Origin of the sequence: Streptomyces sp. NBC_00873, from assembly GCF_045207415.1 — a bacterium.
Lineage (GTDB): Bacteria > Actinomycetota > Actinomycetes > Streptomycetales > Streptomycetaceae > Streptomyces.
The window spans coordinates 1,996,387-2,020,026 of record NZ_CP108803.1; the positions used below are offsets into that span (position 1 = coordinate 1,996,387).

The 23,640-nt window shown below is 70.6% G+C and carries 18 protein-coding genes and 1 pseudogene; 8 read left to right on the forward strand and 11 right to left on the reverse strand.

The annotated features are described in order from the left end of the window. Window positions 1–6 precede the first annotated feature (6 nt). A complete protein-coding gene (locus OH809_RS09055) occupies window positions 7–576 on the reverse strand; it encodes an SMI1/KNR4 family protein (protein ID WP_406422905.1) in 570 nt (189 codons plus the stop codon). Between the two features lie 379 nt (window positions 577–955). Here OH809_RS09055 and OH809_RS09060 point away from each other — a divergent pair, with 379 nt between their 5' ends. After that, window positions 956–2,176, forward strand: a complete 1,221-nt coding sequence (locus OH809_RS09060; protein ID WP_406422904.1) for an MFS transporter — start codon at window positions 956–958, stop codon at window positions 2,174–2,176. 237 nt (window positions 2,177–2,413) lie between these two features. On the opposite strand, the pseudogene OH809_RS09065 reads toward OH809_RS09060, so the two are convergent. From OH809_RS09065 to OH809_RS09090, 6 genes and pseudogenes are all read right to left on the reverse strand, one after another. After that, window positions 2,414–2,775, reverse strand: a pseudogene (locus tag OH809_RS09065) (hypothetical protein); the annotation flags it as partial. 105 nt (window positions 2,776–2,880) lie between these two features. Further along, complete coding sequence (locus tag OH809_RS09070) at window positions 2,881–4,032, reverse strand: XdhC family protein (RefSeq protein ID WP_406422903.1); 1,152 nt, start codon at window positions 4,030–4,032, stop codon at window positions 2,881–2,883. A 38-nt stretch (window positions 4,033–4,070) separates the two neighbouring features. Continuing rightward, window positions 4,071–4,595: a solute carrier family 23 protein gene (locus OH809_RS09075; RefSeq protein ID WP_406422902.1), complete on the reverse strand. Its 525-nt coding sequence runs from the start codon at window positions 4,593–4,595 to the stop codon at window positions 4,071–4,073. A 218-nt stretch (window positions 4,596–4,813) separates the two neighbouring features. Further along, window positions 4,814–7,198 carry a xanthine dehydrogenase subunit D gene (gene pucD, locus OH809_RS09080; RefSeq protein WP_406422901.1) on the reverse strand — a complete coding sequence of 795 codons (2,385 nt, stop codon included), beginning with the start codon at window positions 7,196–7,198 and terminating at the stop codon, window positions 4,814–4,816. Window positions 7,199–7,200: 2 nt separating this feature from the next. Next, window positions 7,201–7,794 carry a (2Fe-2S)-binding protein gene (locus OH809_RS09085; RefSeq protein WP_406422900.1) on the reverse strand — a complete coding sequence of 198 codons (594 nt, stop codon included), beginning with the start codon at window positions 7,792–7,794 and terminating at the stop codon, window positions 7,201–7,203. A 2-nt stretch (window positions 7,795–7,796) separates the two neighbouring features. Beyond that, window positions 7,797–8,687: an FAD binding domain-containing protein gene (locus OH809_RS09090; protein WP_406422899.1), complete on the reverse strand. Its 891-nt coding sequence runs from the start codon at window positions 8,685–8,687 to the stop codon at window positions 7,797–7,799. 260 nt (window positions 8,688–8,947) lie between these two features. Between OH809_RS09090 and OH809_RS09095 the strand changes: the two genes are divergently transcribed. Together OH809_RS09095 and OH809_RS09100 are read left to right on the forward strand one after the other, a co-directional pair. Further along, a complete protein-coding gene (locus OH809_RS09095) occupies window positions 8,948–10,702 on the forward strand; it encodes a PucR family transcriptional regulator (protein WP_406422898.1) in 1,755 nt (584 codons plus the stop codon). Window positions 10,703–10,904: 202 nt separating this feature from the next. Continuing rightward, window positions 10,905–11,690, forward strand: coding sequence for a hypothetical protein (locus tag OH809_RS09100; RefSeq protein WP_406422897.1), 786 nt, complete (start codon window positions 10,905–10,907; stop codon window positions 11,688–11,690). A gap of 104 nt (window positions 11,691–11,794) precedes the next feature. On the opposite strand, the gene OH809_RS09105 is transcribed toward OH809_RS09100, so the two are convergent. Further along, window positions 11,795–12,616 (reverse strand): GntR family transcriptional regulator, encoded by an 822-nt coding sequence (locus OH809_RS09105; protein ID WP_406422896.1) that lies wholly within the window; start codon window positions 12,614–12,616, stop codon window positions 11,795–11,797. A 145-nt stretch (window positions 12,617–12,761) separates the two neighbouring features. Here OH809_RS09105 and OH809_RS09110 point away from each other — a divergent pair, with 145 nt between their 5' ends. Then, window positions 12,762–13,610: a (2Fe-2S)-binding protein gene (locus OH809_RS09110; protein ID WP_406422895.1), complete on the forward strand. Its 849-nt coding sequence runs from the start codon at window positions 12,762–12,764 to the stop codon at window positions 13,608–13,610. 191 nt (window positions 13,611–13,801) lie between these two features. Next, window positions 13,802–14,878: a DUF2637 domain-containing protein gene (locus OH809_RS09115; protein WP_406422894.1), complete on the forward strand. Its 1,077-nt coding sequence runs from the start codon at window positions 13,802–13,804 to the stop codon at window positions 14,876–14,878. A 42-nt stretch (window positions 14,879–14,920) separates the two neighbouring features. On the opposite strand, the gene OH809_RS09120 is transcribed toward OH809_RS09115, so the two are convergent. Further along, entirely contained in the window at window positions 14,921–15,283 is a 363-nt protein-coding gene (locus OH809_RS09120) for an ATP-binding protein (protein WP_406425284.1), read from the reverse strand. 95 nt (window positions 15,284–15,378) lie between these two features. Between OH809_RS09120 and OH809_RS09125 the strand changes: the two genes are divergently transcribed. From OH809_RS09125 to OH809_RS09135, 3 genes are all read left to right on the forward strand, one after another. Continuing rightward, window positions 15,379–15,777 (forward strand): hypothetical protein, encoded by a 399-nt coding sequence (locus tag OH809_RS09125; protein ID WP_406422893.1) that lies wholly within the window; start codon window positions 15,379–15,381, stop codon window positions 15,775–15,777. A gap of 263 nt (window positions 15,778–16,040) precedes the next feature. Continuing rightward, complete coding sequence (locus OH809_RS09130) at window positions 16,041–16,550, forward strand: GNAT family N-acetyltransferase; N-acetyltransferase (RefSeq protein WP_406422892.1); 510 nt, start codon at window positions 16,041–16,043, stop codon at window positions 16,548–16,550. Window positions 16,551–16,896: 346 nt separating this feature from the next. Continuing rightward, window positions 16,897–20,010 carry an alpha-mannosidase gene (locus OH809_RS09135; protein ID WP_406422891.1) on the forward strand — a complete coding sequence of 1,038 codons (3,114 nt, stop codon included), beginning with the start codon at window positions 16,897–16,899 and terminating at the stop codon, window positions 20,008–20,010. A 106-nt stretch (window positions 20,011–20,116) separates the two neighbouring features. Here the strand turns inward: OH809_RS09135 and OH809_RS09140 are convergent, their stop codons facing one another. Further along, the gene (locus tag OH809_RS09140; protein WP_406422890.1) at window positions 20,117–21,859 is read right to left on the reverse strand and encodes a pyruvate dehydrogenase; all 1,743 of its coding nucleotides are present in this window, start codon (window positions 21,857–21,859) and stop codon (window positions 20,117–20,119) included. A gap of 51 nt (window positions 21,860–21,910) precedes the next feature. Further along, entirely contained in the window at window positions 21,911–23,605 is a 1,695-nt protein-coding gene (locus OH809_RS09145) for a protein phosphatase 2C domain-containing protein (RefSeq protein WP_406422889.1), read from the reverse strand. Window positions 23,606–23,640: the final 35 nt, after the last annotated feature.

Here is a 23,640-nt window from a genome sequence, read left to right on the forward strand (position 1 = left end):
CCTGCGCTACGCGGCGCCGGACTCGCCCTCCGGAGCATCGAACCACGGCTTGTTCGCGGCCCAGTGCGCCACCCATCCCGCGAATCCCGGTTCACCGGTGGTGAAGCCGAACTCGGCACCGAACGGAAGGGCCCCCTCACCGGTGATGTGCCAGATGTGACCGCGATGGGGTCCGGTGACGACGCGGTGCCAGTCCATGCCGCAGCCATCAGTGCCCAGGACGATCGAGCCATGATCGAAGATCTGGTCGAGGAGCGGTTCGAGCTCCTCCTCCGGGCGCGGGTCGTCCTCCCACACCAATGCCTCCGTCAACGGGAACGGCTCGGCCAGGCACCGCTCGTCCTCATCCTCCCTCCCGTCGTCCGGCATCTCGGCCAGCGGTATGAGGCCGTAGTCCGGCGGCCCTGCGTACGAACCGTCGGAGATCTCCGCGACGAAGGTGCGGTACGGCTCCGGCAGGACGATGCCGTGCTCCGCCTCGAAGGCACGCACCCGGTCCCAGCCGAGGGGGGCGTCGGTATCGAAGGCCGCGCGGAGTGCGGCCAGTTCCGCGGGGTGGGCGTGATCGATATTCATGTGCCCATAGGTACCAGCGGACACTGACAACGCCCTGCCGCGCGGCGAACATCGCGAGCCTGGAGACCGTGCACTGCGGTCCGGCCGGTCACCTGGCGCCGGAGGACCAGCCGGAGTCGATCGCCATGCCGCTCACTGTGGGGGCCGAGCGGCACGGATTCGGTTCGAGCGCCGGGTGAGCCGGCGCGACGGCCATGCAGCCGGGCGTCGGCCGAGCCATGTGCCGCTCGCCGGCCTCCTGCTAAATTTGCACGCATGTTCCTCCTCCGTGCCTAGGACCCCGCACTGACCGCGCCCGTCACACCGGGTGCGGCACTCCGGTGTCCCTGCACGCACCCAGCGCGCCAGGTCCGCGCTGCCGTCCCGAGGAACGATCCTCATGCTTTCGCCTTCGCCCACGCCCTCCCACGCTCCCTCCTACGCAACGGTCCTGCGCACCCGTCATGTCTCCCGCACCTTCGGTGCCGCGCTGCTGGGACGGCTGTCGTACGGGATGATCTCCCTCGCCCTGATGCTGGCGGTCAAGGACGCCACCGGTTCGTACTCCGTGGCGGGCGCCGTCATGGCCCTGTTCGGGGCGACCAGCGTCTTCCTCTCCCCCGCCCGTGCCGCGCTGATCGACCGGTACGGGCCACGACGCGCGCTGCCGCCCCTGGCAATCGCGTATGCGCTGCTCCTCTCGGTCCTGGCCCACGTCACCTGGCAGCCCGGTGCGTCGGGAATCCGGCTGGGCGTGTGGGCCGTGATCGCCGGTGCCTGCACACCACCGCTGGGGCCCGTGATGCGGACCCTGTGGAGCAGCCTGATGCCCGACCGGAAGTTGCTCCAGCGCGCCTACAGCCTGGACGGCGTGGCCGAGGAACTCCTCTTCGTCACCGGGCCCTTGCTGGTGGGGCTGCTGGTGAGGTTCGCCGAACCCGCGGCCGGTGTGGCGGTCAGTGCCGCGCTGGTGCTGGTCGGGGCGTTGGCCCTGGTGACCTCTCCGGCAGTACGCGCTACCGGTCCCCGTCCGCCGAGGACGAAGTCACTTCCCGCGGCACCGTCCGGGAAACCACTGCTCTGCGTGGCCGGGTTGCGTCACGCGGTGGTGGTTGCGGCCGGGGTGGGGCTGTGCCTGGGAGCGCTGGATCTGCTGGTGGTGGCCTTCACCGACCGGCATGACCAGGATGCGGCCGTGGCCTGGGTGCTGGCGGCGCTCTCCGCGGGGAGCGCGGTCGGCGGTCTGGCCTACGGCGCCGTCTCGTGGCGCGCGTCGAGTCGGCTGCGACTGACGGCGCTTGCCGTCGCCCTGGGGCTGTGCTTGCTCGCGGCCGGGCTGTCACCGAACCTGTACGTGCTGGTCGGCACGGTCGCCGTCGCCGGGCTGTTCGTCGCCCCGGCCCTGACCACGGCGTATCTGATCGCGGACGAGTCCGTCGGCGCGGGCAGCCGTACGCAGGCCGGCGCATGGGTCAACACCGCCGTCAATGCCGGGTCCTCGGGCGGAACAGCCGTGGTCGGTCTGGTGCTGGGGCATCTGCCGCTCGCGGCGTGTTTCGCCCTTGCCGCGGCCCCGGTGCTGCTCTGCGCGGCGTTCACGGCCGGCGGCGACCGCCGGTGAGGCCCCCCGCCCTCAGGCACGCCTCGAGCTCGTCCGCCGGATAGGGCACCGTCTTCCTCCCGCCCAGCATGCGCTGACGGAACCCGCGCAGCAGAAGGGCCGTCGGCGCGTGCCGGGTGAGGAGTTCGGCCAGGGGGCCGGTCGTGTCCCGGGGCCGGACGCCCTCGGCCCAGTCGCGTACGACCGCGGCGCTGTCCTCGGTCCCGCCGAGTCGCTCCGCGAGGTGGTACCAGACCAGCTGGCCGCTGCGATGAGGGAGCCGGCCTCGTCGGGCAGGACGTACAGGTCGTCACCGGCCTGCTGGACATGCACGCCGCCGACCGCGCCGTCGGGGCGTTCCACGGTGACGGTGTCCTGCTTGCCGACACCGTCCGAGTAGTGCACGACATCACCCGTGAGCAGGGTGATGTCGTACTTCTTGACGGGGCGGCGGCCTGGCGGTCGACGGGCCTGGACTGACCTGCAACGGCGGAAGCGGAGCCCGCTGCGGGCAACAGTGCGCCACTCACCAGGGCGACCGAAGTCGCTATGAGCAGAGCCCTGCGTCCCACACGAGCGGATCTCGCCCGGCCGGAAGCGGAGGAGGGTGTGAATGTCATGCAGCAGATCCAAAGGCGAAACCGAAGCTACAGTTGAGTTCGCACCTGGCGTGAAACCGCCGTGGCGGCAACCCGCCCACGGACAATCATGGTTCAGGGGACGGTTCAGGCTACGGACGTGATCAATCCGGTCGACGGCCGGCCGCCCTCGTGGTGGATCGGGGTGTGTGCGCCCTTGAGCGGTACGCCGCTGCCGCCGCGCCGGTCGGCGACGATTTCGGCGGCGATCGACAGCGCGGTCTCCTCAGGGGTGCGGGCGCCGAGGTCGAGGCCGATCGGCGAATGCAGCCTGGCCAGTTCCAGCTCCGTGACGCCGACGTCACGCAGCCGGTCGTTGCGCTCCAGATGGGTACGGCGCGAGCCCATCGCTCCGACGTACGCGACCGGAAGCTTCAACGCCCTTTCCAGCAGCGGAACATCGAACTTGGCATCATGGGTGAGCACGCAGAGCACGGTGCGCGCGTCGACGGCGGTCGCCGCAAGGTAGCGGTGCGGCCAGTCGACGACGATCTCGTCGGCGTCGGGGAAGCGGGCCGCCGTGGCGAAGACGGGGCGGGCATCGCACACGGTGACGTGGTACCCGAGGAATTTGCCGGCCCTGACCAGGGCGGCGGCGAAGTCGATGGCCCCGAAGACGATCATCCGCGGCGGCGGAACGCTCGATTCGACGAGCAGGACGAGGGGGCGGCCGCAGCGTGATCCCTCGGCGCCGATGGTGACGGGGCCGGTGCGGCCCGCGTCCAGCATGGCGCGGGCCTCGGCCGCGGCGGTGCGGTCCAGCTCCGGATGTCCGCCGAGCGCACCCTCGTACGAACCGTCGGGATGGACGAGTTGGGGGCGGCCGAGGAGTTCGGCGGGGCCGTCGGTGATCCGTACCACCGCCGCCGCCCGCCCTGCCGCCGCGGCGGCGAGCGCGGCGGCGAACACCGGGCGTGCGGGGTCGTCCACGCGGACCGGTGTCACCAGGATGTCGATGATGCCGCCGCAGGTCAGACCGACCGCGAAGGCGTCCTCGTCGCTGTAGCCGAACTGCTCCCGTACGGTGATGCCGTCATCGAGGGCCTGTTGGCACAGTTCGTACACCGCACCCTCCACACACCCGCCGGAGACCGAACCGATCGCGTTGCCGTCGCGGTCGACGGCGAGGGCGGCTCCCGGCTGCCGGGGCGCGCTCCCGCCGACCGCCACGACCGTGGCGACGGCGAACTCGCGTCCCTGCCCGACCCACCGGTGAAGCTCTTCGGCGATGTCCAGCATGGCGTATCTCCTTAAGCGAGGTGTGGAGCGGCGGGGGGTCAGTTGACGCCCAGCCAGCTCTCGATCGGGTGCAGGGCGAAGTAGATGACGAAAATCATCGTGAGCCCCCACATGAAGCCGCCTGTCTCCCGGGCCCTGCCCTGGGCTGCCTTGATGGCCACGTAGGAGATGACACCGGCTGCGACGCCGGTGGTGATGGTGTAGGTGAAGGGCATCAGGACCACAGTCAGGAAGACCGGGATCGCGACGGAACGATCGCTCCAGTCCACATGGCGGGCGTTCTGCATCATCATCGCTCCGATGACGACCAGGGCTGCGGAAGCCACCTCGGCGGGCACGATCGCGGTGAGCGGGGTGAAGAACAGACAGGCCGCGAAGAAGAGTCCGGTGACGACGGAGGCGAGGCCGGTGCGGGCACCTTCGCCGACGCCGGTCGCCGACTCGACCGCGGTGGTCCTGGGCTCCACTGACTGCTGGGTCATGATGCCTGACTCCCAAGGTTCACAGGGGCACCCGCGATGGAGACTCGTGCTGCGGGATTTGGGATGACTGCTTGGCTGCACGACCCGGGGGACGGCCCGGAGACGAACTGTTCATGCAGAGTGGATGTGCGGGTACTGCGGGTGTTTCCGGCCGAGCGGCACCGCCGATGCGGTACCGCTCAGTGGTGCCGCGGACCGCGAGCGGTGCGGTAGGCGAGGTCTCCGGGTGATGCGGGCGGCGCACGTGTGACATTCCTGGGAAGCACGCACCGCCCGGAGAGTTCGGCGGGAACTGTCGGTCAGGTGCCGGTGAGGTGCTCGGGGCGCACCGGCGTCCTGTTCAGCTCCAGACCCGTCGCGTCCCGGATCGCCGCGAGGACGGCCGGGGTCGACGACAGCGTCGGGGCCTCGCCGACGCCACGGAGCCCGTACGGGGCGTGGTCGTCGGCGAGTTCGAGCACATCGACCGGGATGGTCGGCGTGTCGAGGATGGTGGGGATCAGGTAGTCCGTGAAGGACGGGTTGCGTACCTTCGCGGTCTTCGGGTCGACGATGATCTCCTCCATGACGGCGACGCCCAGGCCCTGGGTGGTGCCGCCCTGGATCTGTCCTTCGACGGACAGCGGGTTGAGGGACTTGCCGACGTCCTGGGCGCAGGCAAGTTCGATGACCTTGACCAGGCCGAGTTCGGTGTCGACCTCGACGACCGCGCGGTGCGCGGCGAAGGAGTACTGGACGTGGCCGTTGCCCTGGCCGGTGCGCAGGTCGAACGCCTCGGTGGGCCGGTGGCGCCACTCCAGCTCGATGTCGACCGCCTCGTCCTCCAGTACGTCGACCAGATCGGCCAGCACCTCGCCGCCGTCGGTGACGACCTTGCCGTCTTCGAGGAGCAGCTCGGCGGTGGCCCAGGCAGGGTGGTACGTACCGAACTTGCGGCGGCCGATCTCCAGGACCTTCTCGCGGACGGCCTCGCAGGAGTGCTTCACGGCGCCACCGGTGACGTATGTCTGCCGGGAGGCCGAGGTGGATCCGGCCGAGCCGACCTGGGTGTCGGCCGGTTGGATGGTGACCTGGGCGACGCCCAGCTCGGTGCGGGCGATCTGGGCGTGGACGGTGACGCCGCCCTGCCCGACCTCCGCCATCGCGGTGTGCACGGTGGCGACCGGTTCGCCGCCGACGACCTCCATGCGGACCCGGGCGGTCGAGTAGTCGTCGAAGCCCTCGGAGAAACCGACGTTCTTGAGGCCGACCGCGTAGCCGATGCCGCGTACGACGCCTTCGCCGTGAGTGGTGTTGGACAGGCCGCCGGGCAGCGCCCGTACGTCGGCCTGCTCGCCGGCGACCTCCCACTGGCGCTCGGGCGGCAGCGGCCTGGCCTTGACCCGGCGCAGCAGCTCGGCGACCGGGGCCGGTGAGTCGACGACCTGCCCGGTCGGCAGGAGGGTGCCCTGCTCCATGGCGTTGAGCTGCCTGAACTCGACCGGATCCATGCCCAGTTCGGCCGCGAGCTTGTCCATCTGCGCCTCGTACGCGAAGCACGCCTGGACCGCGCCGAAGCCGCGCATGGCGCCGCACGGCGGGTTGTTGGTGTAGAGCGCGATCGCTTCGATGTCGACGTCGTCGATGACGTACGGGCCGACGGAGAGCGAGGAGGCGTTGCCGACGACGGCCGGGGAGGCGGAGGCGTAGGCGCCGCCGTCCAGCACGATGCGGCACTTCATGTGGGTGAGTTTGCCGTCGCGGGTCGCGCCGTGCTCGTACCAGAGCTTCGCGGGGTGGCGGTGGACGTGGCCGAAGAAGGACTCGAACCGGTTGTAGACGATCTTGACCGGCTTGCCGGTGCGGAGCGCCAGCAGGCAGGCGTGGATCTGCATCGACAGGTCCTCGCGGCCGCCGAAGGCGCCGCCGACGCCGGAGAGCGTCATGCGGACCTTGTCCTCGGGCAGGCCGAGGACGGGGGCGATCTGGCGGAGGTCGGAGTGCAGCCACTGCGTGGCGACGTACAGATCGACACCGCCGTCCTCGGCGGGGACCGCCAGGCCGGACTCGGGGCCGAGGAAGGCCTGGTCCTGCATGCCGAAGACGTACTCGCCGCTGACGATCACATCGGCGCGGGCCGCGGCGGCGTCCGCGTCACCGCGGACGATGGGCTGGCGGTGGACGATGTTCGGGTGCGGGACGTGTCCGGCGTGGTGGTCGCGCCGGCCCTCATGGACGAGGATCGCGTCGGGCGCGGTGGCGGAGGCCTCGTCGGTGATGACGGGCAGCTCGCGGTAGTCGATCCTGATCTTCGCGGCGGCACGGCGGGCGGTCTCCGGGTGGTCGGCGGCGACGAGCGCCACCGGTTCGCCGTGGTGACGGACCTTGCCGTGGGCGAGAACGGGGGTGTCCTGGATCTCCAGGCCGTAGTTCTTCACCGAGGTCGGCAGGTCGTCGTAGGTGAGCACGGCATAGACGCCGGAGGTGGCGAGCGCCTCGGAGGTGTCGATCGAGACGATCTCGGCGTGCGCGACCGTGGAGCGCAGCGTGTGGCCCCAGAGCATGTCCTCGTGCCACATGTCCGAGGAGTACGCGAACTCGCCGGTGACCTTCAGGATGCCGTCGGGGCGGAGCGTGGACTCGCCGATGCCGCCCCTGGTGCGGGTGCCCTGGTTGATGTTCGTGGGGGAGCCGGTAACGCCCATCGTCAGACCGTCTCTTCCGCGCGGGCGGCCGCGAGGCGGACCGCGTCGAGGATCTTCTCGTAGCCGGTGCAGCGGCAGAGGTTGCCGGAGAGCGCCTCGCGGATGTCCGCGTCGGACGGCTCCGGGTTGCGCTCCAGCAGCTCATCGGCGGCGACCAGCAGACCGGGGGTGCAGAAGCCGCACTGGACGGCGCCCGCGTCGATGAACGCCTGCTGGATCGGGGAGAGTTCACCGGTGTCCCGGGGCTGCTCACCGGTCGGCCTGGCCTCCCATCGGCGGGCCTGGTCGAGCGTGGTCCCGCAGGCGCCGGAGGCGCAGCCACTGCCGGGGTGCGCCTGGGAGCGGTGGGCGGCGAAGTCGGCGAGGCCCTCCACGGTGACGACCTCGCGGCCCTCCACCTGACCTGCGGCGACCAGACAGGAACAGACCGGGACGCCGTCCAGGCGGACCGTGCAGGAGCCGCATTCGCCCTGCTCGCAGGCGTTCTTGGAGCCGGGCAGGCCCATCCGCTCGCGCAGCACGTACAGGAGGGACTCGCCCTCCCAGACGTCGTCGGCCTCCTGCTTGCGGCCGTTGACCGTGAAATTGACGCGCATGATCAGGCAGCTCCTTCGGTGCTGCGGCTGTTGCCGCGGTACGACTCCCAGGTCCAGCCGAGGGTGCGGCGGGCCATGATCCCCACCGCGTGCCTGCGGTAGTTGGCGGTGCCGCGCACATCGTCGATCGGGTTGCAGGCGCCGGCGGCGAGCGTGGCGAACTGCGCGGCGATGGACGGTGTGATGATCGTGCGGCTGTCCCAGAACCCGCCCTCTTCGAGCGCGGCGTTCAGAAATTCCTCGGCCTCCTTCGCCCGGACGGGTGTCGGGGCGGCGGAACCGATGCCGGTACGGACCGTGCGGGTCTCCGGGTGCAGGGCCAGGCCGAAGGCGCAGACTGCGATGACCATTGCGTTGCGGGTACCGACCTTGGAGTACTGCTGCGGCCCGTCGGCCTTCTTGATGTGCACGGCCCGGATCAGTTCGTCCGGTTCGAGGGCATTGCGCTTGACCCCGGTGTAGAAGGCGTCGATCGGGATCATCCGGGTTCCGCGTACGGACGCGGCCTCGACCTCGGCGCCCGCGGCGAGCAGGGCCGGGTGGGCGTCACCGGCGGGCGACGCGGTACCCAGGTTGCCGCCGACGCCTCCGCGGTTGCGAATCTGCGGGGATGCGACGGTGTGCGAGGCGAGCGCCAGACCGGGCAGCTCGGCCCGCAGGTGCTCCATGATGTGGCTGTACGGCACGGAGGCGCCGAGCCGCACGTTCTCCTGGCCCACCTCCCACTCGGACAGCTCACCGATGCGGTTCAGATCCAGGAGGTACTCGGGCCGCCGGTGGTCGAAGTTGATCTCGACCATCACATCGGTGCCGCCCGCAATGGGCACAGCCGTCGGGTGCTCGGCCTTGGCGGCGAGCGCCTCCTCCCAGCTGGCGGGGCGAAGGAAGTCCATGAGTGGCTCTCTTCTTCTCATTCGGGTCGTTCGCTGGGGCTCGGGACGGCCGGCCCTTGATCGGCTTGTTCATGTGCTGTTGACGCGATGTGTGGCCCAGTACACAACCGGGACTCCACGCGGTGCAGTCACCGAAACCATGAAGGAGTTGGCTGGTCGCCGTCCTCGTCTTGTAGATTCGAACGAATGGCGGGGATCAGTAACCTCACCGCAATACCCAGTTTTCACCCGCACCAACGAAAGAGATCGGCGGCAACGAGATGCGGCTGCGCGCACTGCTGGAAACCGATGCGCTGGGCCTGCGGCTGCTCGGTGGCGATGACGAGCTCGACCGGTCCGTCCGCGGCGTCATGACCACCGACCTGCGGGACCCGAGCCGCTACCTGGCCGGCGGGGAGCTGGTCCTGACGGGCCTGGCGTGGCGCCGGGACGCGGCGGACTCGGAGCCGTTCGTACGGATCCTGGCGGGCGCCGGGGTGGCCGGACTCGCGGTCGGCGAGGCGGAGCTCGGTGACATCCCCGACGATCTGGTCGAGGCGTGCGAGCGGCACCGGCTGCCCCTCTTCGCCGTCCATGAGACCGTCGCGTTCGCAATGATCACCGAGCATGTGGTGCGCCAGGTGTCCGGCGAGCGGGCGGGTGACCTGGCGGCGGTCGTGGACCGGCACCGCAGGCTGATGACCTCGGGGCCGACCGGCGGCGGCCCGGAGGTGGTCCTCGATCTGCTCGGCTCGGACCTGGATCTGCACGCCTGGGTGCTCTCCCCCACCGGTCGGCAGATCGCGGGCGGCGAGCCGCCGCTGCCCGGCCCGGTCGGCGCGGTGCTGGCCGGCCGGCATCTGGCCGCCACCCGCACCGGCCGCCCGGGTCCGCACCGGGCCACGGTCGACGGCACCACGTATTCGCTGTTCCCGATCCGGAACACTGGCAGGGGTGCCGCCCCCGCATCCCGCGATGTCCGCGAATCGGTCCTCTCCGACTGGCTGCTCGCGGTGGAGGCCGACGCGAGCGACTGGCCGGCTGCCCGACTGGATCTGCTCCAGGGCGTCACCCAGCTGATCGCGGTCGAACGGGACCGGCGCGACGCGGCGCGCACGGTACGCCGCAGGCTCGCCCAAGAGGTCCTGGAGCTGGTCCAGACGGGTGCCGCGCCCACCGAGATCGCGGCCAGGCTGCGGGTCGCCGCCCCGGTCCTGCTGCCCGGTCTCGGCACCGCCCCGCACTGGCAGGTCGTCGTCGCCCGGGTCGACTGGGACGTGGAGGGCGCGCCGGGCTCCACGGGCGGCGCAGCCACATCCGGCATCGCGGGCGGCCCCGTCGCCCAGGCGCTGCTGGAGGAGATCCTGGTCGACCCGGCGGTCACCGGCCCCGACTCCGCCGAACGGATCGCGGTCGCGCACACGGGCGACGAGGCGGTCGCCCTCGTACCGCTGCCCGCTGTCGCCGCACCGGTGCCGGACCTCACGGACGCCGAGAACCCGGACGCCGGGGACGCCGCGGCCGGCGCCAAGGACGACCCGGCGCTGCACGCCGACGCGCTGCTCGCCGCCGTCCACGAACCGCTCTCCGCAGGCCTCGCCGACGACGGTCGCCTGACACTGGGTGTCAGCGCCGCCGTGCACTCCCCCGAGGGGTTGCGCGGCGCGCTGGAGGAGGCCCGGCACGCCCGCCGGGTGGCGGCGGCCCGTCCGGGCCGGGTCTGCGCGGCCGGCCACCACGAGCTTGCCTCGCACGTCCTGCTGCTGCCGTTCGTCCCGGACGATGTGCGCCGCGCGTTCACCGCACGGCTGCTCGACCCGCTGCGCGACTACGACCGGCGCCACCGGGCCGAACTGATCCCAACCTTGGAAGCGTTCCTGGACTGCGACGGTTCCTGGACCCGCTGCGCGGCCCGATTGCATCTGCACGTCAACACCTTGCGCTACCGGGTCGGACGAATCGAGCAGTTGACGGGGCGTGACCTTTCGCGCCTCGAGGACAAGCTCGATTTCTTCCTCGCCCTGCGTATGAGCTGACTCCGCGCGTCTACCACAGCCCTCCCCGCGACCGGCCGATTGTGAATTCATTCACCTGACCCCTTGGCCCGGCGTGCCATTCCGTGCTGAGATGCCGCCAGACTCAATGCCTGTCTTCGAACCCGGGTCGGGCCCCGGTTCGATGACAGGTCCTCAACAGCTCAATGGCGCGCTCGGGGAGGGCAATGTGGCGTATACCGCCATGTCTGGTTCCGGAACGACAGCAGATGACGATCCGCCGCTCCAGACAGCGGTATGGCGGCTGCGGTCACGCGCCTGCTGGACGGACGCCGCCGCTCTGCTCCAACGCGACGCCACGACCGATCCGGCCGCGGCACTCCAGCGGACGGCTCTGCTGACCGAACGCTGTCTGTACACCGGCGACGGCTGGACCGACGCCGAGGACGCCCTGCGCACCGCCGAGGCCCTCGCCCACGACGACGCCGAGCGCGGCGCCGCTGCCTGCGAACGCGGCCATCTGGCATACGCGTCGACCCTCCTCGGGGTACGGGACCGGGCCGACGAGGCCCGGGTCGCGCTGAGCCGGTCCGCCGCCCTGCTCTCCCCCGCGGCCCCGGGCCGCCCGCTGCTCGACTTCCGCCGCGGCCTGATCGCGCAGAACATCGCCGACTCGCCGCAGGCCGCCCGCGCCGCGTACCGCAGGGCGCACGTCGGCGCCACGGCCCAGGGAGACGAGCTGCTGCTCTCCTCGACCTGGCGTCACCTGGCGCTGCTGTCGCTGCGCGAGGGCGAACTGGCCGAGGCCCGGCACGGGTTCGCCGAGTCGCTGCGGATAAGGGAGGAGCTGGGCTATCTGGTCGGCACAGCCCCGGCACTCATCGCTCTGGCGGACACCGAACCGGAACCGGAGGCGGCGGCGCGGCTGCGCGCCGAGGCGGGGCGTCTCTTCCGCCTCCTGGGCGGCGTACCGACCTGGCTTGCCCCGCACCTGGAGCCTCCGGCCCCCGGAACGGCCGAGGCGAACTGACGGCCTCCCCCGCGGTAGGGCGTGGATCGGCGAGCGATCACGTGATGAGAGGCACAGGCTGGCCACAGCGGTCCGTGGAGGTGACGGCGGCCCCTACCGTGGTGTCAGCGGTCCGCGCCCGCGAAGTGTTCGCGTACGAGCGACTGCACGACGGCGAGATCCTGGGCGATCAGCGCGTCGAGCAGCGCGGTGTGCTCCGCGGCGTCGGCGAGCAGATCGGCGCGGCGGGTGGCCGGGTTGTTCTCCAGGGGCCGCTGGGAGCGCCGGTGCAGATCGTCGGCGACCATCACCAGCTGCTGGTTGCCGGAGAGCGTGAGGACCGCACGGTGGAAGGCGCGGTCGGACTCGGCGTAGCTCGCCCGGTCCCCGACCGCGGCGGCCGCGACGGTGGCCTCGGCCAGCGGGCGCAGGGCAGCCCAGCGGGCCTGCTCCACGGTGCGGGCCAGCCGCAGCATGACGGGCACCTCGATCAGCGCACGCACCTCGGCCAGCTCGGCGAGCTCCTGCGGGCCGCGCTCGGTGACCCGGAAACCGCGGTTCGGCACGACCTCGACGGCACCCTCGATGGCCAGCTGCTGCATCGCCTCACGGACCGGCGTCGCCGACACGCCGAAGCGGGCGCCGAGCACCGGGGCGGAGTAGACCTGCCCGGGCAGCAACTCGCCGTCGACGAGAGCGGCGCGCAGGGCGTCCAGGATCTGGCCGCGTACGGAATGCCGCTGCACCACGACGCGGGGCGCGGGCGGCTCGCTGTGGGTGTGCTCGCCACGCACCGGCTCGGCGCCGGCCCGCTCGGCACCTGGCGGATTGCCGCGCGCCTGTTCCGGCATCCGGACGGGCGGTACCGACGGCGGCGTGGTCGCGGACGAGGACGCGGCGGACATGTACGGCGCCCGCGCCTGCTCACGCGCTCTGCCCTGCTCCACTCGGACCTCCCCGGCCGGCCGTGGGCAGGCTCGCATGCACCATGCCCGTTGTGCACGATAAGCGGACGAGGCCGCAGTTCAAACACCGGCCAGTTCGGGTAAGGTAAGGCTTACCTGCAAACGATCGCGATTCGGTGGTCCCTGCATGACCCTCCCCACCCTGCTCCCCGGCACCTCGCTGTCCGCCGTGACGAACGCGTACGCCCGCCTGACCGAGGTCTTCCCCGGACTGCGTGCCGAGGTTCTCGGGGACGGCGCGACGGCCCCGTCCGGCGCCGGCTGGGTGGGCGCGGACGAGCTCGCAGCCGGCGGCGCGGCCCTGGACACGTTTCTCGCCTGGGACCACGCGCAGGTGCTTCGGGACCACGGACAGCAGGCGCGCCCCGACGTGGTCGCCGGCTTCGGACTGCACCGCTACGCCTGGCCCGCCTGCCTGTTGGTGACCGTGCCGTGGTTCCTGCACCGCAGGGTGCCGCGGATCCCCGTCGACGACGTCGCGTTCCAGCGGTCCCTGGGTCATCTGACCCTGCGCGTGAGGGAGTTCGCGTGCCTGCCGGACGATCCGGCGGCCGCACTGCCGGGCGCCCGGGTGGTGGCGGACGAGGCCGCCCTGCGGGCCGAGGTGCTTGCGGCGGTGGCCGAACACCTCGGCCCGGTGCTCGACGGCTTCGGGCCCCGGATGCGCCGCGGCAGGAGGGCGCTGTGGGGCATGGCGACGGACGAGATCGTCGAAGGCCTCTGGTACATCGCACATCTGCTCGGCGAGGAGCGGCGGGCAATGGCCGAGCTGGAGGCGCTCATGCCCGGCACCACGAAGCCGTACTTCGGCGCGGCGGGCTTCCGTGAACTGACCGGACCGAACGGCGAGTCGCTGCCCACGCGCGACCGCACCAGCTGCTGCCTCTTCTACACACTGCGGCCCGAGGACACCTGCGTCACCTGTCCGCGCACCTGTGACACGGAGCGGGTACGGAAACTGACGCCCACTCACTGACCTACACCGCTCGTACGAGTAGTACTATTCGAACGCAGATCATTGGCCGTGTACGGATATTCGATCAGATCCCGGCTATCCGTATGCCCTGCCAACCCAATGGCGTTCTCTTGCCCCGAAACCCCCTGAGCGTGACGGGGTTTCGGCAATCATGGCGCCCGAAATGCCCTACGCGATGCAAGGGACCGCGCATGAGACTGACCGACATATCGCTGAATTGGCTGCTTCCGGGCGCCGTGCTGCTCGTGGGGGTCCTGGCGGCGGTGGCGGTGGTCGCACGCGGCAAGCGCGCCACTGACAATTCCGCGGCCGACGACAGCTGGGAACGCAGCGAGGAACGTCGCAGACGTAAGGAGGCGCTGTATGCCACCGCCTCGTACGTCCTGCTGTTCTGCTGCGCGGCGGTCGCCGCCGCCCTCTCCTTCCATGGGCTCGTCGGCTTCGGCGAGCAGAACCTCGGCCTCTCCGGGGGCTGGGAGTATCTCGTTCCGTTCGGCCTCGACGGGGCCGCGATGTTCTGTTCCGTACTCGCGGTGCGCGAGGCCAGCCACGGTGACGCGGCGCTCGGATCACGGCTGCTCGTATGGACGTTCGCCGGCGCGGCCGCCTGGTTCAACTGGGTGCACGCACCCCGCGGAATCGACCATGCGGGCGCTCCGCACTTCTTCGCGGGGATGTCGCTCTCGGCAGCCGTGCTCTTCGACCGGGCGCTGAAGCAGACCCGCCGGGCCGCACTGCGCGAGCAGGGCCTGGTGCCCCGTCCGCTGCCGCAGATCCGAATCGTACGGTGGCTGCGCGCCCCCCGTGAGACCTTCGGCGCCTGGTCACTGATGCTGCTGGAGGGCGTACGCACCCTGGACGAAGCGGTCGAAGAGGTACGTGAGGACCGGCGGGAGAAGGAGCAGCACCGTCTCCGCAGGAAGGACAAGGAGAAGCTGGACCGGGCCCACATCAAGGCGCTGAACCGGCAGAACCGGGCCTGGCGCCGGGTCGGCCGGGGCGGCACCCAGGTGGACGTCCAGGCCATCGCCCCCTCGACGGTCTCCGCGCAGTCCGTCGTGGAGCCCGCCATATCCGAGCCGGGACAACTGCCCTTGCGCCCCCGGCCATCCCTGCAGGCCGTGACGGGGCCGAGTTCCAGCGCCTCGGACCGGAACTCCAATGAACCGTTCACCGTCGACCTCACCGCCGAGGACGACACCCAGGCACTGCCCCGGCTCGATTCGCTGGAGCGGAAACTGAAGGACCTGGAGCAGCAGTTCGGCTGATCCGTCACAAAAGGCCCTGACGGCCCGGTCCCTTCCGGGCTCTCAGGGCTTTTCGCCGTCCAGCTCGAACCAGACCACCTTGCCCAGCGCGTGCGCCGTCACCCCCCAGGCGTCCGCGAGAGCATGCACCAGGACCAGTCCCCTGCCGTGCGTACCGTCGTCGGCGTTCGGTACGTAGGACATGGGCAGTCCGGTGACGAAGTCCCGGACCTCGACGCGTAACGTCGCCGGCGTCATGTTCACGGTGACGACGGCTCCGTGATCCGTGTGGACCAGTGCGTTGGTCACCAGTTCGCTGAGCAGGAGCTCCGCCACTTCGGCGGAATCATCCTGCCATCGATATCGCAGGAACTCCCTCAACGCGCACCGCACTTCGGCCACGGCCGGCAGGTCGGTGCGAGCCATTCTGCGGCGCAGCTGAACATCGTGCTGACGCTCCATCGTCTCCCCCGCGTGCACAGTCGATCGCCCCCTTCTCGTCGAACATCCTCCCGGGATGCATGCCCCGCACAGAGGCTGTCACGCTTGTCGACTCATCAATATGTGCACAGGGGCCGGTCGGTCTTAACCGCCATGACGACACCTTCAAGCCCGAAGACCGCCTCGCCGGCTTGCTGTTGCTCCTCTATACCCAGTGGCCCGCCTCGATCTCTCGGCTCACCGTCGACCACATCGAGGAGACCAGCGGAGCGGTTCGCATCCGCCTCGGCGATGTCCCGGTCGATCTGCCCGAACCCGTCGCTGAACTGGCGCTTCAGCAAGTCGCGGTTCGCCGCAGCCATGCCGTTCTCGCCCAGACGGATTCACCCTGGCTCTTCCCCGGAGGCCGGCCCGGCCGCCCGATCAGTGTCTGGGCCATGAGCGAACGGCTCCGCAAACTCGGCATCCGCCTCGCGTAGACCCCCTCAACCGCCCTGTTCCAGCCCGCCACCGAGCTACCCGCCGCAGTCCTCGCCCGCACCCTCGGCATCGACATCGCCGTCGCCGTCAAAATGGCAGCGCGCCGCCGCCGGAGACTGGGCCGCCTACGCCGCTGATGTCAGCCGCACGAATAGCTCGTGACGTGCGCTTCCAGCGGAACCTGTGACGCCTGCCAACATCCTCGACCAGACGTCCAGGATGATCGAGACACAACAAGAGGACAGCCGACAGAGGAGTAAGGATGCAGCTGCGCGATGTCCAGCTTGACGATGTCGATGCTTACGTTCGCATGCGGTGCGACCCGGCCATGATGGCCGATCTCGGTGGTCCACTTCCTTATGAAGGCATGGAGGACAAGGTCCGTCGCGATGTTCGAAGTACGGAATCTGGCACTCAGTGGATCAAGATGATCGTTCTCGACGAGAGGGATCCTGCAGCCTTGGCAGGAACCGTGACTCTTTGGTCTCACTCAGACGATGGCGAGCAGATTTCCGAGATCGGCTGGATGGTACTGCCGGAGTTCCAAGGTCGTGGGGTGGGCAAACGGGCTGTCCGCGCACTGCTCGAGCTTGCTCGGGACGACGACCGATGGGGGCTGGTGCACGCGTTCCCAGCGACAACGAATGCCCCTTCGAACGGCATATGTCGTTCGCTGGGATTCCAGTTTCTTGAAGAGCGAGACGTGACCTTCGCCGACCGAGTCCTGCAAACCAACCACTGGTTCATCGAACCCCGTTCAGCGCTGAGGTGAGGATCGCACCCCAGCTTGGCCCCATCCGCGGAGTGTCACGGGGGGAGGCATTCCGACCCGCCTCAGCGCAAAGGCTGTCGCTGGCCAGCCCGCGCACGAGACAGACGTGCGGGACCGGCTCGCCGCCGTCCGGCAAGGTCACCCGGCTCGACCGGCTCTCCCGCTCGGTGCTCCACTTGGTGACCCTCGGCGCCGAGCTATGTCACATTGCTTCAGGGGCGCCAAGGGTGCGCACAGGACCAGTTGAACAGCCGTCACCCCCTCGCGCCGCTCGCAGGGGTGCCGGTTCCGCCGCCGGGGAAGTGGAGCCATGGACACCCCGAAGCGCCGATTCCGAGGAGCCGTGATGCACGACGACCGCACGCTGGTGGAGGGCCGCCTGGAGCGTGCCCTCCAGCAATTCATCCGCCCCGCCCAGTACGCGGACCGGTCCCCGCTCACCCTCTCCGTGTGGCACGCCCCGGGCGAACCGGTGCCGGCGGCGGAGGCGATGAAGGGGACGTACGAGCCGTTCGGAGCCGGCACGGAGTGGGGCAGGCCCTGGTCGACCAGCTGGTTCAGGCTGGAGGGCACGGTGCCCGAGGCGTGGGCAGGGCGCCACGTCGAGGTGGTCGTCGACCCCGGATTCTCCGGTCAGGGGCCGGGCTTCCAGGTGGAGGGGATGCTCTACGACACGGAGGGCGTACCGCTCAAGGGCATCCACCCCCGCAGTCGCCATCTGAGGGTCGCGACCGCGGCGTCGGGTGGTGAGCCGGTCTCCTTGCTGCTGGAGGCGGCGGCCAACCCGGCCGTACTGGAGCACGGCTTCGTGCCGACCCCGCTCGGGGACGTCCTCACGGCGGGCGACCAGCCCCTGTACCGGTTCGTCTCCGCGGACCTCGCCGTACTGGACGAGGAGGTCTGGCACCTCGTCCTGGACATCGAGGTGTTGTCGGAGCTGATGCACGAACTGCCCGCCGACCGGTCACGACGGCACGAGATCCTGCGGGCGCTGGAGCGGATGCTCGACGCACTGGATCTGCATGACGTGGCGGGTACGGCGTCCGGAGCCCGGGCCGAGCTCGCCGAGGCACTCGCCCGCCCCGCGTCGGCCAGCGCGCACCGGATCTCGGCCGCCGGTCATGCACACATCGACACGGCGTGGCTGTGGCCGCTGCGCGAGACGGTACGGAAGGCTTCGCGCACGTTCGCCAATGTCACCGCGCTCGCCCGGGACTATCCGGAGCTGGTCTTCGCCTGTTCGCAGGCCCAGCAGTACGCCTGGGTGCGTGACCATCAGCCGCACATCTGGGAGCGGATCAAGCAGGCGGTGGCGGACGGACAGTGGGCGCCCGTCGGTTCGATGTGGGTGGAGTCCGACGCCAATATGCCCGGCGGTGAGGCGCTGGCGCGGCAGATCGTGCACGGAAAGCGTTTCTTCCAGGAGGAGCTGGGGGTGGAGACGGAGGAGATCTGGCTGCCGGATTCCTTCGGCTACACGGCGGCATTCCCGCAACTCGCGAGGCTGGCCGGGGTGAAGTGGTTCCTGACGCAGAAGCTCTCCTGGAACCAGACCAACAAGATGCCGCACCACACCTTCTGGTGGGAGGGCATCGACGGGACCAGGGTCTTCACCCATTTCCCGCCCGTCGACACGTACAACGCGCACTTCCACGCCCGTGAACTCGCTCATGCGGAGAGGAACTTCGCCGACAAGGGGCGGGCGACCCGCTCGCTGGTGCCGTTCGGCTGGGGCGACGGCGGCGGCGGTCCGACCCGCGAGATGCTGGAGAAGGCGCGCCGGCTCCGCGATCTGGAGGGTTCTCCGCGGGTCACGATCGAGAAGCCGTCGGTGTTCTTCGCGGCGGCGGAGGAGGAGTACGCCGAGCAGGCCCCGGTCTGGTCCGGCGAGCTGTATCTGGAGCTGCACCGGGCGACGTACACCACCCAGGCCAAGACCAAGCAGGGCAACCGTCGCAGTGAACACCTGCTGCGGGAGTCCGAGTTGTGGGCGACGGCCGCAGCGCTTCGGGCGCCCGGGTACGCCTATCCGTACGAGACGCTGGACCGGGTGTGGAAGACGGTCCTGCTGCATCAGTTCCATGACATCCTGCCCGGCTCGTCGATCGCCTGGGTGCACCGCGAGGCCCGCGACACCTACGAACAGGTGCGGGCGGAGCTGGCCGACCTGGTGGCCGAGGCGGTGACCGCGCTCGGCGCCGCGGAGGGGATGGTGGCGCTCAACACCTCTCCGTACGACCGTCGTCAGGTGCTGGAGCTGGACGCGGAGGCGAGCGCGGTGCTGCCGTCCGGCGCCCATGTCCAGCAGCTGGCCGACGGGCGCACGGCGGTGCTCGCCGAGGCGCCGGGACTGGGCGCAGGACTGCTCGACGGGTCTGCGGTGCCCGAACGCGAGGTCACGGCGGGCCGCACGTCGGACGACGGATTCGTCCTCGACAACGGCCTGCTGCGCTTCACCGTCGACCGCGACGGGCTGATCCACGCCGTGCGTGACCTCGGCGCACGGCGTGAGGTCCTCGCCCCCGGTCACCGGGCCAACCTCCTTCAGCTGCACCCGGACCACCCCAACCACTGGGACGCCTGGGACTTCGACCGGCACTACCGCCGGTCCCGCACCGATCTGACCGATGCCGACTCGGTCGAGCTGGTCGAGGAGGGACCGCTGCGGGCGGCCGTGCGGGTGGTGCGCTCGTTCGGGAGGTCGCGGATCGTGCAGGAGATCCGGCTGGCGGCGGGCAGCAGGCAGATCGATGTCGACACCGAGGTGGACTGGCAGGAGTCGGAGAAGGTCCTCAAGGCGGCGTTCCCGCTCGATGTGCATGCCGAACGGTCCACGTCCGAGATCCAGTTCGGGCACGTCCACCGCGCAACGCACGACAACACCGGCTGGGACGCCGCGCGTTTCGAGATCTGTGCGCACCGCTGGCTGCGGGTCGCCGAGCCGGGATACGGGATCGCGGTGCTCAACGACTCCACGTACGGGCACGACGTGACCCGGACCCCGCACGGGTCGGGGCTCGCCACGACCGTACGGCTGACGCTGCTGCGCGCCCCGCACAGCCCGGATCCGGAGACCGACCTCGGCACGCACCGGTTCCGGTACGCGCTGGCGCCCGGGGCGGAGGTCTCGGACGCGGTACGCGAGGGGCTCGCGCTCAATCTGCCGCTGCGCGCGGCGGTGGCCCCGGCCGTGCCGTCGCTGGTCACCACCGGGCATCCGGCGGTGACCGTGGAGTCGGTGAAGCTCGCCGAGGACCGAAGCGGCGATGTGGTCGTCCGGCTGTACGAGTCGGCGGGCGGCCGGGCGGAGGCCACGCTCCGGGTCGGCTTCCCCGTCGTGCGGGCGCAGATCACCGACCTGCTGGAACGGCCCCTGCACGAGGCGACGACCGATGAGCACGGTCTCGTACTGGCGCTGCGGCCGTTCCAGATCCTGACGGTGCGGCTGACCCCGGCCTGAGCGACCGCCCCGCCACCGAGCCGCCGGACCCGACCTGGGCCTTTCCTGGATCAGGCCGGATCCGGCACCAGGACGCGCGATCCCGGCACGATCCAAACGAGAGGCCCTAGGGGCGGGGCACGTTCCGCAGGTTGGAGCGGGCCATCTGAAGCATCCGGCCCACGCCGCCGTCCAGCACGATCTTGCTTGCGGAGAGCGCGAAGCCGGTCACCATCTCCGCGCTGATCTTCGGCGGGATGGAGAGCGCGTTGGGGTCGGTGACAACATCGACCAGGGCCGGTCCCTTGTGCTTGAAGGCGTCCTTGAGGGCGCCTTCAAGCTGCTTGGGCTTCTCCACCCGTACGCCGTACGCCCCGGCGGCCCGGGCGATCGCCGCGAAGTCCGGGTTCTTGTTGGTCGTACCGAACGACGGCAGTCCCGCGACCAGCATCTCCAACTCGACCATGGAGAGCGAGGAGTTGTTGAACAGAACCACCTTCACCGGAAGGTTGTACTGGACGAGGGTGAGGAAGTCGCCCATCAGCATGGTGAATCCGCCGTCGCCGGACATCGACACGACCTGCCGGCTCCGGTCGACGAACTGGGCACCGATCGCCTGCGGCAGCGCGTTGGCCATCGAGCCGTGGCTGAACGAACCGATCACCCGGCGCTTGCCGTTGGGGGTGAGATAGCGGGCCGCCCACACATTGCACATGCCGGTGTCAACGGTGAACACCGCGTCGTCGTCCGCGAGTTCGTCGAGAACCGAGGCGACGTACTCGGGGTGGATCGGGATGTGCTTCTCGACCTTTCGGGTGTACGCCTTGACCACACCCTCCAGGGCGTCGGCGTGCTTCTTCAGCATCCGGTCGAGGAACTTGCGGTCGGTCTTCACCTTCACCTGCGGCGTCAGACAGCGCAGCGTCTCACGGACATCGCCCCAGATCGCCAGATCCAGCTTGGAGCGGCGGCCGAGGTTCTCGGGGCGCACATCGACCTGGACGATCTTCACATCGGTAGGCAGGAAGGCGTTGTACGGGAAGTCGGTGCCGAGCAGGATCAGCAGATCGCACTCGTTGGTCGCCTCGTACGCGGCGCCGTAACCGAGCAGTCCGCTCATGCCGACGTCGTACGGGTTGTCGTACTGGATCCACTCCTTGCCGCGCAGCGCGTGACCGACGGGGGCCTTCACCCGCTCGGCGAACTCCATGACCTCGGCGTGGGCGCCCGCCGTGCCGCTCCCGCAGAACAGTGTCACCCGCTTCGCCTCGTCGACCATCCGGCAGAGCTTCTCGATCTCCTCGTCACCGGGCCGGACCGTCGGCCGCGCGGTGACCAGGGCGTGCTCGATCGACTTCTCCGGCGCCGGCTGGGAGGCGATGTCGCCCGGCATCGAGACGACGCTGACCCCGCCGCGTCCGATCGCGTGCTGGATCGCGGTCTGGAGCAGCCTGGGCATCTGCTGCGGGTTGGAGATCATCTCGTTGTAGTGGCTGCACTCCTGGAAGAGCAGCTCCGGATGCGTCTCCTGGAAGTAGCCGAGACCGATCTCGCTCGAAGGGATGTGCGAGGCAAGGGCGAGGACCGGGGCCATCGAGCGGTGGGCGTCGTAGAGGCCGTTGATGAGGTGCAGATTGCCGGGGCCGCAGGAACCCGCGCAGGCGGCCAGGGTGCCGGTGATCTGGGCCTCGGCGCCGGCGGCGAAGGCGGCGGTCTCCTCGTGTCTGACCTGGATCCACTCGATGGCCGCGTTGCGGCGAATGGCGTCGACGACCGGGTTGAGGCTGTCGCCGACGACGCCGTACAGGCGCTTGACGCCCGCCCGGACGAGAATGTCGACGAACTGCTCCGACACGTTCTGCTTGGCCATGGGTGCGTGTCCTCTCCGCGTTAGGAGTCCATCAACCCATGGCGGGCGCGGTTACGCCTCCCAGACGCCGACACTCGTACGGTCGTCGGCGTACCCCTTCACCCTGAGCTGGGTGTCCGCGAGGAACGCCGCCAGGCCGGGCGGCTCCTGGGGTGTCCAGCGTTCGGCGAGTTCCTCGGCGAGGGCGGGTTCGCCGCGCAGCGGCTCGGCCAGACCGGTACTGCACAGGAGCAACGTGTCCCCCGGGCGGGCCATCGAGGCGCGGAACCGGAACGGCTGCGCGGGTGGCGGTGGCGGGCTCTCGACGTACGGGGACGGGGGCGTCGCGATCCCCAGGTCCATGGTCAGCAGGTCGCCGTCGGGCCCGCTCTCGGGCGACGCGGACCCGAAGCCGAAGACGGCCTGCCCGGTCATGGCCCCGGGGTCCGGGACGTCCGGTTCGAGGTCCTGCCAGACGCCGTCCCGCAGCCGGAAGAGCCCCCCGCCGCCCACTCCGAAGAAGACCCGGGTCCGGCAGACGGGATCGGCCGACAGCAGCAGACACCGCAGCCCCGCGGTGTACTCCTCCGGTTCGAGCCCCAGCTCGACGGCGCGGGCGCGGAGTTTGCCGTTGCTGCGGTCGGTGAGGCGGTGCAGACCGGACTTGAGGTCGCCGCGGCGGCCCGCTCTTATGTCCTCGGCGAGCCGGAGGTGGCTGCGGCCGACGGCTCCGCCGATCCAGCGGCAGGCGTCTGCGGCCGCGAGATGGGCACCCTCGGTGGCACGGCCGCCGCTGGCGACGGCGACGAGCACGAGGGCGTTCTCGGCGGCACCGAACCGCACGGTGAGCAGGGCGTCGCGCCGGGGCTCTCCCCGGAACCGGGCGGAGTCGCCGCGCACGGAGGCGGCGCGCAGCGTGTATGTCCCGTACCGGGCGCCGTCGAGCACGGTGTCGGCGACGAGTCCGTCCAGTTCCTGGGGGACGGTGGCGGGGAGTGCGGTCGGCTCGGCGTCGTAGGTGGGCGGACGGTCGCCGACGTACGAGAGGCCGGGGCGGGCCGCGCGGGCGGGAGGGGGTTCGGGAGCGGTGCCGGGGATGGGTGCGGCCGGGAGCGCGGTGGTCGGTCCCGCCCCGGGCGCCTCCGGCTTCGCCGCGACCGGCCGTCTCGGGAGCGACGGTACGGAGGCCGTGGCCGGTGCTTCGGCAGGGGGCGGCGGAACCGGCGACGCTTCGGCAACGGATGGCGGCGGGACGGGCGGCGGTGTGGCGAATGTGCTCGGCCGCGCGGGGCCGACCGGCGGTTCCCACGGCGCACGCGCCTGCACGGATCGCACGGGCGGCGGAGGCGGAGGTGCAGGCGGAGGCCCCGATGCAGGCGGAGATGCCGATGCAGGCGGAGGCGCCGGTTCAGGCGCAGGCGCCGGTTCAGGCGCAGGCGCCGGTTCAGGCGCAGGCGCCGGTTCAGGCGCAGGCGCCGGTTCAGGTGGCGGCGCCGGTTCAGGTGGCGGCGCCGGTTCAGGCGCAGGCGCCGGTTCAGGTGGCGGCGGAGGCGGCACGGGCGGACCGTCGGAGGGCACCATCCGGGGTGCCGGGACAGCGGCGCCCGCACCGGTCCCCGCCGGACCCACCGCCCCCGAAGCCGAGTCGAAGCGGTCGTCGAGACTGTCGGCCGCGTCGCTCGCCCCGGCGTCCGCGGCGGTTTCGTCGTACAGCCTGCGCCACCAGTCGTCCTCGTGGGCGGCGGGCCTCTCCCCCTGCTGACTCATGCCCTTATTGTCCACCGCACGGGCCGTACGAAAAC

What these genes read in the sequence shown, in the direction of transcription:
- OH809_RS09135 (WP_406422891.1), top strand. Translation starts at nt 16,897, where the DNA reads ATGCACGACGACCGCACGCTGGTGGAGGGCCGCCTGGAGCGTGCCCTC.
- OH809_RS09145 (WP_406422889.1), bottom strand. Translation starts at nt 23,605, where the DNA reads ATGAGTCAGCAGGGGGAGAGGCCCGCCGCCCACGAGGACGACTGGTGG.
- OH809_RS09095 (WP_406422898.1), top strand. Translation starts at nt 8,948, where the DNA reads ATGCGGCTGCGCGCACTGCTGGAAACCGATGCGCTGGGCCTGCGGCTG.
- OH809_RS09125 (WP_406422893.1), top strand. Translation starts at nt 15,379, where the DNA reads ATGCCCCGCACAGAGGCTGTCACGCTTGTCGACTCATCAATATGTGCA.
- OH809_RS09115 (WP_406422894.1), top strand. Translation starts at nt 13,802, where the DNA reads ATGAGACTGACCGACATATCGCTGAATTGGCTGCTTCCGGGCGCCGTG.
- OH809_RS09090 (WP_406422899.1), bottom strand. Translation starts at nt 8,687, where the DNA reads ATGGACTTCCTTCGCCCCGCCAGCTGGGAGGAGGCGCTCGCCGCCAAG.
- pucD (WP_406422901.1), bottom strand. Translation starts at nt 7,198, where the DNA reads ATGGGCGTTACCGGCTCCCCCACGAACATCAACCAGGGCACCCGCACC.
- OH809_RS09140 (WP_406422890.1), bottom strand. Translation starts at nt 21,859, where the DNA reads ATGGCCAAGCAGAACGTGTCGGAGCAGTTCGTCGACATTCTCGTCCGG.
- OH809_RS09070 (WP_406422903.1), bottom strand. Translation starts at nt 4,032, where the DNA reads ATGCTGGACATCGCCGAAGAGCTTCACCGGTGGGTCGGGCAGGGACGC.
- OH809_RS09120 (WP_406425284.1), bottom strand. Translation starts at nt 15,283, where the DNA reads ATGGCTCGCACCGACCTGCCGGCCGTGGCCGAAGTGCGGTGCGCGTTG.
- OH809_RS09085 (WP_406422900.1), bottom strand. Translation starts at nt 7,794, where the DNA reads ATGCGCGTCAATTTCACGGTCAACGGCCGCAAGCAGGAGGCCGACGAC.
- OH809_RS09060 (WP_406422904.1), top strand. Translation starts at nt 956, where the DNA reads ATGCTTTCGCCTTCGCCCACGCCCTCCCACGCTCCCTCCTACGCAACG.
- OH809_RS09130 (WP_406422892.1), top strand. Translation starts at nt 16,041, where the DNA reads ATGCAGCTGCGCGATGTCCAGCTTGACGATGTCGATGCTTACGTTCGC.
- OH809_RS09100 (WP_406422897.1), top strand. Translation starts at nt 10,905, where the DNA reads ATGTCTGGTTCCGGAACGACAGCAGATGACGATCCGCCGCTCCAGACA.
- OH809_RS09110 (WP_406422895.1), top strand. Translation starts at nt 12,762, where the DNA reads ATGACCCTCCCCACCCTGCTCCCCGGCACCTCGCTGTCCGCCGTGACG.
- OH809_RS09055 (WP_406422905.1), bottom strand. Translation starts at nt 576, where the DNA reads ATGAATATCGATCACGCCCACCCCGCGGAACTGGCCGCACTCCGCGCG.